This is a genomic window from Stenotrophomonas maltophilia (genome assembly GCF_013464485.1).
GTDB classification, from domain to species: domain Bacteria; phylum Pseudomonadota; class Gammaproteobacteria; order Xanthomonadales; family Xanthomonadaceae; genus Stenotrophomonas; species Stenotrophomonas maltophilia_AW.
This window is the reverse complement of record NZ_RAUX01000019.1, coordinates 115075-128835: the sequence shown is the minus strand read 5'-3', so window position 1 is coordinate 128835 and position 13761 is coordinate 115075. Positions and strand designations below refer to the sequence as shown.

The following is a 13761-nucleotide window of genomic DNA, read 5'->3' as shown; positions in this document are numbered from 1 at the left end:
CCTCAAGGTCATGTCTGGAGTTCTGCGGTTGCCGGCCAGCGGCCGGCACTACCCGCTACGGTTCGTAGCTGTAGCCCATGCTGTATGCGGAACGGATCGGCTCGCCGTGCGTGCCGGCGTGGCGGGCGGGGTGCGCAGTAGTCGGTCCCCGCCACAGCGGATCGCGCGCCGCATTGCAGTAGATCCACGCCATGCGTGGATGGCATCCAACGGCCTCGCGTTACGCCACGCGGCCGCGGCGCGCCCGCTCCAGGTGCACCAGCAGCAGCGAGATCGCCGCCGGCGTCATGCCGGGAATCCGCTGTGCCTGGCCGATGGTCTGCGGGCGCACGCGCTCCAGCTTCTGCAGCGCTTCGGCCGAGAGCCCGCGCACTGTCGCGTAGTCGAACGCTTCGGCAATCGGCGTGGCTTCGTGGCGCTGCTGGCGCTCGATCTCTTCGCGCTGCCGGTCCAGGTAGCCAGCGTATTTCACGCCGATCTCCACCTGCTCGGCTACCTTGCCGTCGGCCACGGCCGGGCCCAGCGACGGCACCTGCATCAGCTGCGCGTAGTCCAGCTCGGGGCGCTTGATCAGATCCAGCACGTTGGTTTCGCGGCTGACCGCCACGCCCAGCGTGTCCTGCACTTCGCGGCCCAGCGCATTGGCCGGGGTCGCCCACAGCGCGCCCAGGCGTGCGCGCTCCGCGGCAACCGCTGCCTGCTTGGTTTCAAACGCGCTCCAGCGGCGGTCGTCAACCAGGCCCATCTCGCGGCCGACCGGGGTAAGCCGCTGGTCGGCGTTGTCCTCGCGCAGCTGCAGGCGGTATTCGGCGCGGCTGGTGAACATGCGGTACGGCTCGTTGGTGCCGTGGGTGATCAGGTCATCCACCAGCACGCCCAGGTAGGCCTCGTCGCGGCGCGGGCACCAGCCGTCCAGCCCGCGCACCTGTCGCGCGGCATTCAGGCCGGCCAGCAGGCCCTGCGCAGCGGCTTCTTCATAGCCGGTGGTGCCGTTGATCTGGCCGGCGAAGAACAGGCCGTTGACCAGCTTGGTTTCCAGCGACGCCTTCAGCCCGCGTGGGTCGAAGAAGTCGTATTCGATGGCGTAGCCGGGGCGGGTGATGTGCGCGTTCTCGAAACCACGGATGCTGCGCACCATCTCCAGCTGCACGTCGAACGGCAGTGAGGTGGAGATGCCGTTGGGGTAGATCTCGACGATGCCCAGGCCCTCGGGCTCGACGAAGATCTGGTGGCTGGCCTTCTCGGCGAAGCGCACCACCTTGTCCTCGATGGACGGGCAGTAACGCGGGCCGATGCCTTCGATCTGGCCGCTGTACAGCGGCGAGCGGTGCAACGCGTCGCGGATGATCTGGTGGGTCTGCTCGGTAGTGTGGGTGATCCAGCAGCTGACCTGCTGCGGATGCTCCTCCACCGAACCGAGGAAGGACATCACCGGCCGCGGCGTGTCGCCGGGCTGTTCGTCCATCACGCTGTAGTCCAGCGAGCGGCCATCGATGCGCGGCGGCGTGCCGGTCTTCAGGCGGTCCACCTGGAACGGACGCTCGCGCAGGCGCGCGGCCAGCGTGGTGGCCGGCGGGTCGCCCATGCGGCCGGCGGCGTACTGGGTCGGGCCTACGTGGATCTTGCCGGCCAGGAAGGTGCCGGCGGTCAGCACCACGGCCTCGGCGTCGAAGCGCAGGCCGGTCTGGGTGATCACCCCGCGCACGGCATCGCCTTCGATGACCAGGTCATCCACGGCAGCCTGGAACACGGTCAGGTTGGCCTGGCCTTCGACGATGGCGCGGATCGCCATGCGGTACAGGTTGCGGTCGGCCTGGCAGCGCGTGGCGCGCACGGCCGGGCCTTTGGAGGCGTTCAGGGTGCGCCACTGGATGCCGGCGCGGTCGGCGGCATGGGCCATGGCCCCGCCCAGGGCGTCGATCTCCTTCACAAGGTGGCCCTTGCCAATGCCGCCGATGGCCGGGTTGCAGCTCATCGCGCCCACCGTTTCGATGTTGTGGGTCAGCAGCAGGGTGCGCACGCCGGTGCGGGCCGCGGCCAGCGCGGCTTCGGTGCCAGCGTGGCCACCGCCGATGACGATGACGTCGTAACGATGGAAGGACGGGTTCATGGGGGCTGTTCAGCTGGGAGCGGGCGCGGCCGGGAGGTGGCGCCGGGGTGGCGATTTTAGCGCCATTCGAGGTTGCGACGTCGGCGTTGGCTGATCGGCGTCGAAATCAGCCCTAAAGTTGGCAGGATTTTTGCAGATAACCCAATAGCACCCACCGTGGCTGGCGCCGCAGGCGCCCGTGACCGGAATTGGAACAGGGGCCGGTACAGGCGCACGGTGGGGGAGCAGAGGGCCGGCAGTCGGGGGACTGTCCGGCCCTGTTTTTTTGCCGGCACCGGTAGAGCCCCATCCACGCATGGCGTGGATCTACGGAATCGAAAACAAACGGCCCCGCATTGCGGGGCCGTTTGCCTTCAGAGGTGCCGACATCCGACAGGGCCGGAACAGGGGGGATCCAGATGTTCCTGTCGGACATCGACGTAGAGCCTTTTGCGGCGGCCCGTGTCGTTTTTGTCACATTGTGACGCGGGCCGTCACTGGTCCCGTAGATTGCGGCTTGGACCGTGTGAAATGCAAGACGGTTCAGCGCTCAACTGTGCGCTGCGTCGCACGATCCATGTTGCGCCAGGGGGAACCGTTCATCCTCGGTGCGCTCGGTGCCGGGGCCGGACGGGTCTGCGGCGTGGGCGCCGACGGCTGCATGTTCGACTGCGGCGGGCGACGCATCGAGTCCATGTTCCGCCACGGTGAGCCTCCGTTGTATGACGGCCGCGTCGGCGCCGGTGGGCGGTGCTCGCCACCATTGCCGGGGCGCGGCGGTGGGCGATGGTTGTGCGGTGGTCGGTAGATCGGGCGCGAGTAGTACGGGTTGCCGTAGCCACCGTAGTAGGGGTAGCCGTAGTTGTAGGGATAGCCGGCCGGGTAGCGGTACTCCACCGACGGCGCACCGTGGTAGTAGCTACCGCTGCGGCCGCCGCCGACATAGTCGTAGGTGGTGCAGCCGGTCAGGGCCAGCAGCAGGCCACCGGCAAGCATCAGGCGCGTTTTCATGGTGGGTCCCCCCAGAGGACGGGTGTGCAGTCAGCTTCGTGCCCGGGCATTGAATCGGCCCTTAACTCCACCGGCCAGGATGAATGGAGGTGAAGGCCCGCATGCTGGCATGACCTGTGCCCCGGTCGCCAGCGGGGAGGCATACGTTAATCTTGCGTCATGAGCGATTCACTGTTGCCCCGCGCCGATGATGTCCTGCTTGCTGCAGCGCGGATCGCCCCGCATGCCAGCGTGACCCCGGTGCTGCGCTCGCGCACGCTCGACGCGCTGGCTGGCGCGCAGCTGGCGTTCAAGGCGGAGCATCTGCAGCGTGGCGGCGCGTTCAAGTTCCGTGGCGCCTGCAATGCGGTCTGGTCGCTGGAGGCCGATCGCGCCAGCGCCGGCGTGGTCACCCATTCCTCTGGAAACCATGGCGCCGCACTGGCGCTGGCCGCGCGCACCCGCGGCATCCCCTGCCATGTGGTGGTGCCGGAAGGCGCGGTGGCGGCCAAGCTGGCCAACATCGCCCGCCACGGTGCCACGCTATGGCGTTGCCCGGCGACGATCGCCGACCGTGAGGCCACCTGCGCCAAGGTGCAGGCCGATACCGGCGCGACCTTGGTGCATCCCTATACAAACCCGGAAGTGATGGCGGGGCAAGGCACCGCCGCGCTGGAGCTGCTGCACAGTGACGGCCCGTTCGATGTGCTGGTGGTGCCGGTGGGCGGTGGCGGCCTGGCCAGCGGTACTGCGTTGGCCCTGCAGCACGCCAGCCCTCAGACCCGGCTGGTGCTGGCCGAGCCGGCCGGCGCCGATGACACCGCACGCTCATTGGCCGCTGGCGAGCGCCAGGGCGCGTTCACTCCGGACACGATCTGCGATGGCCTGCGTACCCAGATCGGTGCGCCCAATTTCGCGCTGCTGCGCGCGGCAGGCGCCGAGGTGATCGTGGTCGATGACGCGGCCACGATAGTCGCGATGCGCCTGCTGTGGGAGGTGCTCAAGCAGGTGGTGGAGCCGTCTTCGGCCACCGTGCTGGCGGCGGTACTGGCGCAGCCGCAGCGCTTCGCCGGCCTGCGCGTGGGCCTGGTGCTTTCCGGCGGCAACGTCGACCTGCCAGCGCTGCGCTGGGGGGCGGCGTGAGCCGCGCGCGGCACCGCGAACGCACCGGCCTGCTGGGCTGGTTGTGGCGGCTGTTCGTGGTGCTGGTGATCTGGCTGCTGGGCGTGACCGCCTGGATCGTCTGGGTCGGTGAGCGCGACCAGGCCGCCAAGGCAGACGCCATCATCGTGCTGGGTGCCGCCGCCTATGACGCCAAGCCATCACCGGTGTTCGAAGAACGCATCCGCCACGGGCTGGATCTGTATGAAGCGCGCTATGCGCCACTGCTGATCTTCACCGGTGGCTATGGCGGCACCGCCGCGCGCTTCTCCGAATCGCAGGTGGCGCGGCGCTATGCGCTGAAGCACGGCGTGCCCGATGACGCGATCCTGATCGAGACCGCCTCGCGCAACACCGTACAGAATCTGGTCGAGGCCAAGCGGCTGATGGACCAGCGCCATCTGCGCCGGGTGATCATCGTCAGCGACCCGTTGCACATGGCGCGCGCGCTGCGCCTGAGCAAGGCGCTGGGCATCGATGCGCTGGCCTCATCCACGCCGAGCACGCGCTTCCGCAGCTTCCACACCAGCTGGCGCTTCCTGGTGCAGGAAATCTATTTCTTCCACCGCGATCTGGTGCGCCCGCCGCTGAGTTCGCCGGCCAATACCTGAGGCGGAAGCCTGCTTTTGGTGGATGCCGACCAAGGTCGGCACCTACCAGAGCGATTCGCGTACGGCGTGGCATGTGGTAGTGCCGGCCGCWGGCCGGCAGATGCCTACCCTGAAAACGTGAGGTTGCCGGCCAGCGGCCGGCACTACCAGACGATCAGCTTTGCTTGCGGCGGATCGGAATCGCCGACACCGGCACCGAGGCCACATCGTGGCCACCTTCGCGGATCGGTGCGCCCGGGTCCGGTGCCCAGGCGTGGGCGTAGATCACTTCCCAGCTGCTGGGCAGCTTGCCGTCGGCGCGCCGCATGGGTTCATACGCCGCCGCAGCAGCGGCGAAACGACCGCGCCCGGTCAGCGTGTGGCGCCTGTCCACACGTGCGTTGGTCGCGCCCATCGCGCGCAGCTCGCGCATCAGCGAAGGCAGGTCGTCGTAGGTCAGGGTGAACAGGTCGCGGTCCAGCACCGGGTCGCGGAAGCCGGCCATCATCAGCGCGTCGCCGAACTGTGCGATCTGCGCGAAGCGGCTCACGTGCGGGCGGTCATCGGCGGCGGCAAAGGCTTCGTTGAGTTCGATCAGCGTTTCCGGGCCGAACGTCGAGCACAGCAGCAGGCCACCCGGCTTGAGCACGCGGCGGAACCCGGCGAACACCGCTGGCAGGTCATCCACCCACTGCAGGCACAGGTTGCTGAAGATCACGTCCACGCTGTCGTCGGCCAGCGGCAGCGCAGCGGCATCGCCGCACAGGCGCTGGAACGGCTTCCACCAGCCGGCCTGGCGCCTGGCCTGGTCCAGCATCGGCAGCGCCACGTCCAGCGCGATCACCTGCGCCTTCGGCCAGCGCTTCTTCATCAGGGCGCTGGCATGACCGGTACCGGCACCGATGTCCAGCACCACCTCGGGCTTGCGTGCCTCCAAGTAGTCCAGCGATTCGATCAGCCGCGACTGCACCTCGCGCTGCAGGGCGGCGGCGGCGTCGTAGCTGTTGGCGGCACGGGCGAACGCGCGGCGGACGTGGCGGGCATCGAAGTGGGACGGCATTGCGAAAGTCTCTTAGAACGTACCGGGGTAGGCGCCGCCGTCGATCAGCAGGTTCTGCCCGGTGAGGTAACCGGCCTGTGCGCTGCACAGGAAGGCGCAGGCGGCGCCGAATTCGTCCGGCGTGCCGAAGCGGCCGGCGGGAATCTGCTGGCGGCGGCGCTCGGCCACTTCGCCGGCATCGCCGTCCTTGCCCGCGCTGTGGGCGAAGTTGGCGCGCAGGCGGTCGGTGTCGAACTGGCCGGGCAGCAGGTTGTTGATGGTGACGTTGTGCGCCACGGTGCGGCGCGACAGCCCGGCGACGAAGCCGGTCAGGCCACTGCGCGCGCCGTTGGACAGCGCCAGGATGTCGATCGGGGCTTTCACTGCCGAGGACGTGATGTTGACGATGCGGCCGAAGCCGCGTTCGATCATCGCGTCGACGGTGGCGCGGATCAGCGCGATCGGCGCCAGCATGTTGGCGTCCAGCGCGGCAATCCAGTCGTCACGCTCGAAATTGCGGAAATCACCGGGCGGCGGGCCACCGGCGTTGTTGACCAGAATGTCCACCTGCGGGCACGCAGCCAGTGCCGTGGTACGGCCGGCCTCGGTGGTGACATCGGCGGCGACTGCACGCACCTCGGCGGCGCCGGCCAGTGCGCGCAGCTCTTCGGCGGCGGCCTGCAGGGCGGCTTCACCCCGGGCCACGATCACCACGTTGACGCCCTCGCGCACCAGCGCACGCGCGCAGCCAAGGCCCAACCCCTTGCTTGCGCCGCAGACCAGTGCCCAGCGACCAGTAATACCCAGATCCATGCGTCAGTCCTGCGGAATTCGGTAGGCGCTCATTGTCCGCCATCGGCTGGTGACAGGTCGGCAACGAAGTGTTGCAGGGCGGCGGCCACCTCATCGGCATGGCCGAGGAAGGGCGCATGGCCGCCGTGGGCGACGGTCAGTGCCTGCGCGCCGGGGGCCAGCGCCGCAGCGGCCTGCATGGCGGCAGGTGACACCAGGCGGTCGCGCTGGCCGGCGATCCACAGGCTTGGTTTGCCCAGCGTCGGCAGGGCGCCGCGCAGGTCGGTGCTTTCGAGCAGGCGCAGGCCTTCCAGCAGGGCGCGTTCAGTGGGGGCGCCGCGCTCGACCAGGCGCTGGCGCAGTGTGCGCAGCTCCTCGCGGGCGTGCGCCGAGCCCATCACGTCCAATGCCAGGAAGCGCTCCAGGGTACCGCCGAAATCGTTGGCCAGCTCTCGCCTGAACTGCTCGAACACTGCCGGTTCCACCGCGTGCGGCCAATCCTCGCCACGCACGAAACGCGGCGTGGCGGCGATCATTGCCAGGCCGCGTACCTTCGGCAGCGTTGCCGCCGCGTGCAATGCGAACAGGCCGCCCAGCGACCAGCCGCACCACACCGCCGGCGGCGTGGCTGCGGCAATGGCACTGACCACGAACGGCAGGCGCAACGGCGTGACGTCCTCGCGGCTGTGGCCGTGGCCGGGCAGATCGACAAGATGCAGGGTGAACTGGTCCGCAAGCCGCTGTACCAGCGGCGCGAACACGCCGCCCTGCAGGGCCCAGCCGTGGATCAACACCAGGTCCGGCCCACGGCCGGTGACTTCAATATGCATGGGCAACGACGCGGAACTCAGGCAAAGGCGGGCAGCGGCGGTGGCGCGGCTTCACGCACGGCCAGGGTCACGCGATCGCGCGCGTTGGCGATGGCCTCCACCAGGCCACGCACCTGTTCCGGCGTATGCAGCGCGGACAGCGTCACGCGCAAGCGTGCCTTGCCTTCCGGCACCGTCGGTGGGCGGATTGCGCCGACCAGCCAGCCGGCCTGTTCCAGCGTCGTGGACATCGCAACGGCGGTATGGTCATCGCCGCACAGCAGCGGCTGGATCGGCGTTTCCGAAGCCATCAGGTCCAGGCCATGGCGACGCGCTTCACTGCGGAACAGCGCGATCAGGTCGGTCAGCTTGGTGCGGCGCCAGTGGTCGCGGCGCGCCAGGCGTACTGCTTCCAGGGCCGCCGCTGCCATCGCCGGTGGCACGGCGGTGGTGTAGATGTAGGGACGTGCGGTTTCGGCCAGATGCTCGATCAGGTCGTCGCGGCCCAGTACCAGTGCGCCGGAACCGCCCAGCGCCTTGCCCAGCGTGACCAGCTGCAGCGGCACATCGTCCACGCCCAGTCCGGCAGCCGCGACCGCGCCACGGCCATCGCCCACCACGCCCACGCCATGCGCATCGTCCACATAGAACAGCGCCTGCTGCAGGCGTGCCACAAGCGATAAAGCACGCAGCGGTGCGATGTCGCCATCCATGCTGAAGACACCATCGGTGGCCAGCATCGCCGCGCCATCGGGCGCGTGCTTGAGCTGACGCATCGCGCCTTCGGCATCAAGGTGCGGATAACGGCGCAGGCGCGCACCGGCCAACCGGGTGGCATCAAGCAGGCTGGCGTGGTTGAGCTTGTCCTGCACGCAGACATCGTTCTCTTCGCTCAGCAGCGCCTGCTGCACGGCCAGGTTGGCGGCGAAGCCACTGCCGAACAGCAGCGCACGCGGATAGCCCAGCCACTCGGCTACCTCGCGTTCCAGCGCCTCATGCAGAGCATGATGGCCGCAGACCAGGTGCGAGGCACCGGCGCCGGCGCCCTCGCGTGCCGCGGCGTCCTGCAGCGCGTTGACCACGCTGAACTGCTGGGCCAGGCCAAGGTAGTCGTTGCTGCAGAAGCCGGTCAGCCACTGGCCGTCCACTTCCAGGCGCACGCCATCACGACGGGTGACCGTGCGTCGCGGGCGGCGACGGCCTTGGGCATCGCGCAGAGCGCGCTGGGCGTGGAGGCGGGCGGTCAGGTCGGGGCGGGCCATGGTGGCTGAATGCGTCGACGGGGCGGCTAGGGTAGCGCGTTGCCGCGGCGCCTGCTTGCGGCCCGTCTCAGGCCGCGTGAGCGCAGCCGCAGCCGGGTGCATCGGCGCTGATATCGGCGTGCACGGTGCCGCCGTGGTCGTGGCCTTCGGCATTCACCTGCACCGCCATCGGCTGCAGCCCCAGCCGCGCGAACAGGGCCAGGTCGCGTTCGCTTTCCGGGTTGCCGGTGGTCAGCAGCTTGTCGCCGTAGAAGATCGAGTTGGCACCCGCCAGGAAGCACAGCGCCTGCAGTTCGTCACTCATCGCCTCGCGGCCGGCCGACAGCCGCACCATCGAGCGCGGCATGGCGATGCGCGCCACCGCGATCATGCGCACGAACTCGAACGGGTCCAGCTCGGCGCTGCCATGCAGCGGCGTACCCGCCACCTGCACCAGCTTGTTGATCGGCACCGAATCCGGGTGCGCCGGCAGCGTGGCCAGCGCCAGCAGCAGTCCGACGCGCTGCGCGCGCGTCTCGCCCATGCCGATGATGCCGCCGCAGCAGGTCTTCAGGCCGGCATCGCGCACATGTTCCAGCGTATCCAGGCGGTCTTGGTACTGGCGCGTGTGGATGATCGAATCGTAGTAGTCCGGCGCGGTGTCGAGGTTGTGGTTGTAGTAGTCCAGGCCCGCATCCTTCAGTGCACGTGCCTGTTCGCCGCTGAGCATGCCCAGCGTGGCGCAGGTCTCCAGCCCGAGTGCCTTCACCCCGGCGATCATCGCCGCCACCTTGGGGATGTCGCGGTCCTTCGGCGAACGCCATGCGGCGCCCATGCAGAAGCGCGAGGCGCCGGCGGCCTTGGCCTGGCGCGCCTTGGCCAGCACCGCATCGGTCTCCATCAGCTTCTGCGCGTTCACCCCGGTGTTGTAGCGCTGCGCCTGCGGGCAGTACGCGCAGTCTTCCGGGCAGCCACCGGTCTTCACCGACAGCAGCGTGGAGACCTGTACCTGGGCCGGGTCGAAGTGCTCGCGATGGACAGCGGCGGCGCGGAACAGCAGTTCGGGGAACGGCAGATCGAACAGCGCCTGCAGTTCGTCGTGTTGCCAGTCGTGGCGGATGGCAGCAGCCATGGCGGGACCTTGGGTACGAGTGGAGCGAGGGCGGCAGTGTGGGTGGGCCTACATGGACTGTCAACTATTGGTGTTAAATACGGGTTTACAGTGCCATGGCTAGAATGGAGGCCTCATGCAAGGGAATGCCATGAACGCTGCATTGATCGCACGCACCGCTGTTGTGGCGATGAGCCTTGCGCTTGGGCTGGGAGCGGAGGCGGCCTGCGCGGACGAACCGACGCCCGCAGAGGTCGCCGAGAACACCCGCATCCGCGAAGCGATCTTCAGCGGCGCGGATGGCGGCCCCAGGCTCACCGATTACCCGGTGGCGAATCTCTATGCCGGCCCTGCCGCCGCGCTGGATACCCGTACGCGTGATGCCCGCATGTTCAGAACCCGGATGTCGGCGGCACTGGAGGATGGCAAGGTCGAGTTCGCCGGCGAGTACACCGTGGCGGGCTGGGGCTGCGGCACCAGTTGCTTCTCGCAGACCTTCATCAGCCTGCGCACTGGCAAGCCGCTGCCGCAGGGCCTGGGCGGAGAGCGTGGCCCGAACATCGTCAGGATCGATCCACACAGTGCGCTGGTGGTGGCCGAAGGCACCGAGTACGACAGCAACTACGACAGGACCGGCCACTACGCCTACTTCTATGTGCTGGAAGGGCAAACATTGAAGCTGCTACGGAAAGTGACTGTGCCGGAGGCGTTGGACGTACCCTGAAGCGCGCAATTTCAATCGGGCATCGTTGCAATGGACAATCCGGACAGCTGGCTGCCGATCACCCGGGACGAACTGGAAGCCCTGATCGCGCGGCAACTGCAGGATTGCTCACCTATCCAACGAGCCACCTTCGAATCCCTGCGTGTTCCATTCCGTATGGTTCGCCTGCATAGGCTGGGCATGATCGAGTGGGTGTGGGTGGTCGCACAACTGCCCGGCGGGTTGCTGTACTACGAGGACGTTGAGGAAGGCTTCGAGGTGGGCACACCGGGGGAGGATGGCGTATTGCCAAACCGAGGCTGTTCCCAGCTGGCGTTGACCCACGTTCTCCATCGTTCAGCGATGTAGACACCGGACGTTGCAGAGCGTCGCAACTGTCCGAGCTCCGGGCGTGCCTCCTTCAGCGCTCTGCATTTCACCGCATCCTGCAAGACCTTCAGCCACAGTAGCCGCTGTCCGCCAGCCTCCGCAGCGTCCAGACTGCTCTGCATGAACGATCTCCACCGTCTCCGTGGCCGTATCACTGCGCTGGTCCTCAGCGAGGCATGGCGCCGTCGTGCCGCGCTGTGGGGCGGTGCCGTGGCGGTGGCGCTGGTGTCCATCCTGTTTGCCAAGGCCAGCGATGCGGCTTTCCACCTGTTCCAGCGCATCACGTCGCACTCGCCGTGGTGGGCCTTGCTGCTCACACCTGGCATCTTCGCATTGCTGGCCTGGCTGACCGCCGGCGTGCTGAGGCCCACCCGTGGTAGCGGCATTCCGCAGGTCATCGCCGCACTGGACAAACCGGACGAATCGTTCCGCCGCACCAACCTGTCGCCTGCGGTTTCGGCCGGCAAGCTGCTGCTGACATCCTTGTCGCTGCTGGGCGGTGCATCGGTGGGCCGCGAAGGCCCGACCGTGCATGTGGGCGCCAGCCTGATGTATCTGTTCGGGCGCTGGTTCGGTTTCAAGGACCCGCGTGAGCTCTCGCACTTTCTGCTGGCCGGTGGCGCCGCCGGTATCGCTGCCGCGTTCAATACGCCGTTGGCCGGCATCGTGTTTGCCATCGAAGAACTCAGTGGGCGCTTCGAGCATCGCTTTTCCGGCACGCTGCTGACCGCGGTGATCGTCGGTGGCGTTGTGTCACTGGGCCTGCTCGGCAACTACACCTACTTCGGCCATGTGAGCGCGCGTCTGCCACTGGGCCAGGGCTGGCTGGCGATCCTGCTGTGCGGGGTGGTGGCGGGACTGCTGGGCGGCCTGTTCGCACGCGCAGTGCTGGCCAGTGCGGCGGGCCGCCCGCGCTGGCTGGGCCAGCTGCGGCAGCGCCATCCGGTGCTGCTGGCCGCCGGATGTGGTCTTGCGGTGGTGCTGTTGGCGCTGGTGTTCGGCGAAGGTGCGTTCGGTACCGGCTACGAACAGGCGCGCAGCCTGGTGCAGGGGCAGGGGCAGGGGCAGGGGCTGGTTGGCCACGAGTTCGGGGTGATGAAGCTGCTGGCCAATCTGGCCTCATATGTCGCCGGCATTCCCGGCGGCCTGTTCTCGCCGGCGCTGGCGGTCGGGGCAGGACTCGGCCACAACCTGGCCGTGCTGATGCCGGGCGTGGACCCGCGCGCGTTCGTGCTGTTGGGCATGTGCGCCTACCTGACCGGCGTCACCCAGGCACCGTTGACGTCGGCGGTGGTCTCGCTGGAGCTGACCGACAGCGGTGATCTGCTGCTGCCGATTCTGGCCACGGTGCTGATCGCTCGCGGTGTGTCGGGGCTGGTCTGCCGGGTGCCGATCTATCGCGGGTTGGCGGAGTTGCTGATGGCGCCAAGGGCTGTCGACCACAGCGCTGCTGCGGAGCCTGCAGCCCGATCATGAAGCGCCTTCTCTATGCTGATAGAGGAAGTTGATTGCCTTGATTGAGGCAATCAATCACCTGCTGATCTTCATTCCAGCGGTGAAGCTGATTCCTGTTTCAACCGGCTACCCCACGCCGTCTTCGCCGCAGAAGATGCCTCCACACCGGGGCTTTGCCCGGACCTGCATCGAGAGTGACCATGATCAACTGCCGTATCCGCAGCCTGGCGGCTGCCATCCTGGTGCTGGCCAGTTCCCCTGCGCTGGCACTGTCCGGTGCACCCCTGTTGCCCAGCGAGCGCAGCATCGGCACCATCGAACCGGTGGCGCGCTTCGAAGGTGCCATGCCCACCAGCGTTGCGGTATCTGAAACCGGGCGCATCTTCGTCAACTTCCCGCACTGGGGTGATGAGGTGGCCTACAGCGTGGCCGAGTGGCGCGATGGCCGCGCCGTGCCCTATCCGGATGCGCACATCAACCGGAAGGACGCTGCAGATCCGGCCACGCACTTCATCAGCGTGCAGAGCGTGGTGGCTGACGGCCAGGGCCACCTGTGGGTACTGGATACCGCCGCACCGGGCTTCTCCGCGCCACAGGCAGGCGGCGCCAAGCTGGTGGCGATCGATCTGGCCACCAACACCGTCGCCAGGACGCTGGTGTTCCCGGCCAACGTCATCGATGCGCGCACCTACGTCAACGATGTGCGCTTCGACTTCCGGGTCGGCCGCGAGGGTGTGGCGTACGTAACGGATTCGTCGCTGAGCGGCACCGGCGGCATCATCGTGATCGACCTCGCGACCGGCACCGCGTCCAAGCGCCTGATCGGCCATGTGTCCACGTCGGCTGATCCTGCATTCGTGCCTATCGTGGAAGGCCAGCAGATGCGGCTGCGCAACGCCGAAGGCGAGTCGCAGCCGTTCACTGTGGCTGCCGATGGCATTGCCTTGTCACCCGATGGCGCCACGCTGTTCTACACCCCGCTGTCCAGCCGGCATCTGTACAGCGTGCCGACCGCCCTGCTGCGCGACCCGAAGGTAAGCGAAGAGGCACTGGCGGCGGCAGTGATCGACCTGGGTGACAAGGGGGCCTCCGACGGCATGGAAATGGACGCCAACGGGCGGCTGTATGCGAGCGACTACGAGCACAACGCCATCCATGCCCGCGACCCGCAGGGGCGATGGACGACGGTGGTGCACGATCCACGCATCCTATGGCCGGATACGTTGTCGCTGGGGCCTGATGGCTATCTGTACTTCACCGCCAATCAGCTGCATCGGCAGGCAGGGTTCAATGGCGGTGTGGATCGTCGCCAGAAGCCGTACATGGTGTACCGCACCCGGGTCAATGCCGCACCGGCACCCACGCGGTGAAGTGAGCACTGCACGGTAACA

Annotated in this window: 13 protein-coding genes; 6 read left to right on the top strand and 7 right to left on the bottom strand. The window is 67.9% G+C overall.

What is annotated here, in order from left to right; all coding sequences use genetic code 11:
- Positions 1-220: 220 nt before the first annotated feature.
- Positions 221-2110 (bottom strand): tRNA uridine-5-carboxymethylaminomethyl(34) synthesis enzyme MnmG, encoded by a 1890-nt coding sequence (gene mnmG, locus D7Y61_RS09905; RefSeq protein WP_180866088.1) that lies wholly within the window; start codon positions 2108-2110, stop codon positions 221-223.
- Between the two features lie 522 nt (positions 2111-2632).
- Complete coding sequence (locus tag D7Y61_RS09900; protein ID WP_180866087.1) at positions 2633-3100, bottom strand: hypothetical protein; 468 nt, start codon at positions 3098-3100, stop codon at positions 2633-2635.
- Positions 3101-3259: 159 nt separating this feature from the next.
- Between D7Y61_RS09900 and D7Y61_RS09895 the strand changes: the two genes are divergently transcribed.
- Positions 3260-4222, top strand: coding sequence for a pyridoxal-phosphate dependent enzyme (locus tag D7Y61_RS09895; protein WP_180866086.1), 963 nt, complete (start codon positions 3260-3262; stop codon positions 4220-4222).
- Positions 4207-4851, top strand: a complete 645-nt coding sequence (locus D7Y61_RS09890) for a YdcF family protein (protein WP_180866093.1) — start codon at positions 4207-4209, stop codon at positions 4849-4851. The genes D7Y61_RS09895 and D7Y61_RS09890 overlap by 16 nt, the downstream gene beginning before the upstream one ends.
- Positions 4852-5005: 154 nt before the next feature.
- On the opposite strand, the gene bioC is transcribed toward D7Y61_RS09890, so the two are convergent.
- The 5 genes from bioC to bioB form a co-directional block, all read right to left on the bottom strand.
- Positions 5006-5890, bottom strand: coding sequence for a malonyl-ACP O-methyltransferase BioC (gene bioC / locus D7Y61_RS09885; RefSeq protein ID WP_180866085.1), 885 nt, complete (start codon positions 5888-5890; stop codon positions 5006-5008).
- 12 nt (positions 5891-5902) lie between these two features.
- On the bottom strand, positions 5903-6682 hold the full coding sequence (locus tag D7Y61_RS09880) for an SDR family oxidoreductase (protein ID WP_180866084.1): 780 nt from the start codon (positions 6680-6682) through the stop codon (positions 5903-5905).
- A gap of 29 nt (positions 6683-6711) precedes the next feature.
- Positions 6712-7491, bottom strand: a complete 780-nt coding sequence (gene bioH / locus D7Y61_RS09875; RefSeq protein WP_180866083.1) for a pimeloyl-ACP methyl ester esterase BioH — start codon at positions 7489-7491, stop codon at positions 6712-6714.
- A gap of 17 nt (positions 7492-7508) precedes the next feature.
- Positions 7509-8732, bottom strand: a complete 1224-nt coding sequence (bioF, locus tag D7Y61_RS09870; RefSeq protein WP_180866082.1) for an 8-amino-7-oxononanoate synthase — start codon at positions 8730-8732, stop codon at positions 7509-7511.
- A gap of 67 nt (positions 8733-8799) precedes the next feature.
- The gene (gene bioB / locus D7Y61_RS09865) at positions 8800-9843 is read right to left on the bottom strand and encodes a biotin synthase BioB (protein WP_180866081.1); all 1044 of its coding nucleotides are present in this window, start codon (positions 9841-9843) and stop codon (positions 8800-8802) included.
- 130 nt (positions 9844-9973) lie between these two features.
- Here bioB and D7Y61_RS09860 point away from each other — a divergent pair, with 130 nt between their 5' ends.
- The 4 genes from D7Y61_RS09860 (at position 9974) to D7Y61_RS09845 (ending at position 13740) form a co-directional block, all read left to right on the top strand.
- The gene (locus D7Y61_RS09860) at positions 9974-10546 is read left to right on the top strand and encodes a hypothetical protein (protein WP_180866080.1); all 573 of its coding nucleotides are present in this window, start codon (positions 9974-9976) and stop codon (positions 10544-10546) included.
- A gap of 30 nt (positions 10547-10576) precedes the next feature.
- A complete protein-coding gene (locus tag D7Y61_RS09855; RefSeq protein ID WP_180866079.1) occupies positions 10577-10894 on the top strand; it encodes a hypothetical protein in 318 nt (105 codons plus the stop codon).
- Between the two features lie 141 nt (positions 10895-11035).
- On the top strand, positions 11036-12391 hold the full coding sequence (locus D7Y61_RS09850; RefSeq protein ID WP_180866078.1) for a chloride channel protein: 1356 nt from the start codon (positions 11036-11038) through the stop codon (positions 12389-12391).
- Positions 12392-12570: 179 nt separating this feature from the next.
- Complete coding sequence (locus D7Y61_RS09845; protein ID WP_180866077.1) at positions 12571-13740, top strand: L-dopachrome tautomerase-related protein; 1170 nt, start codon at positions 12571-12573, stop codon at positions 13738-13740.
- Positions 13741-13761: the final 21 nt, after the last annotated feature.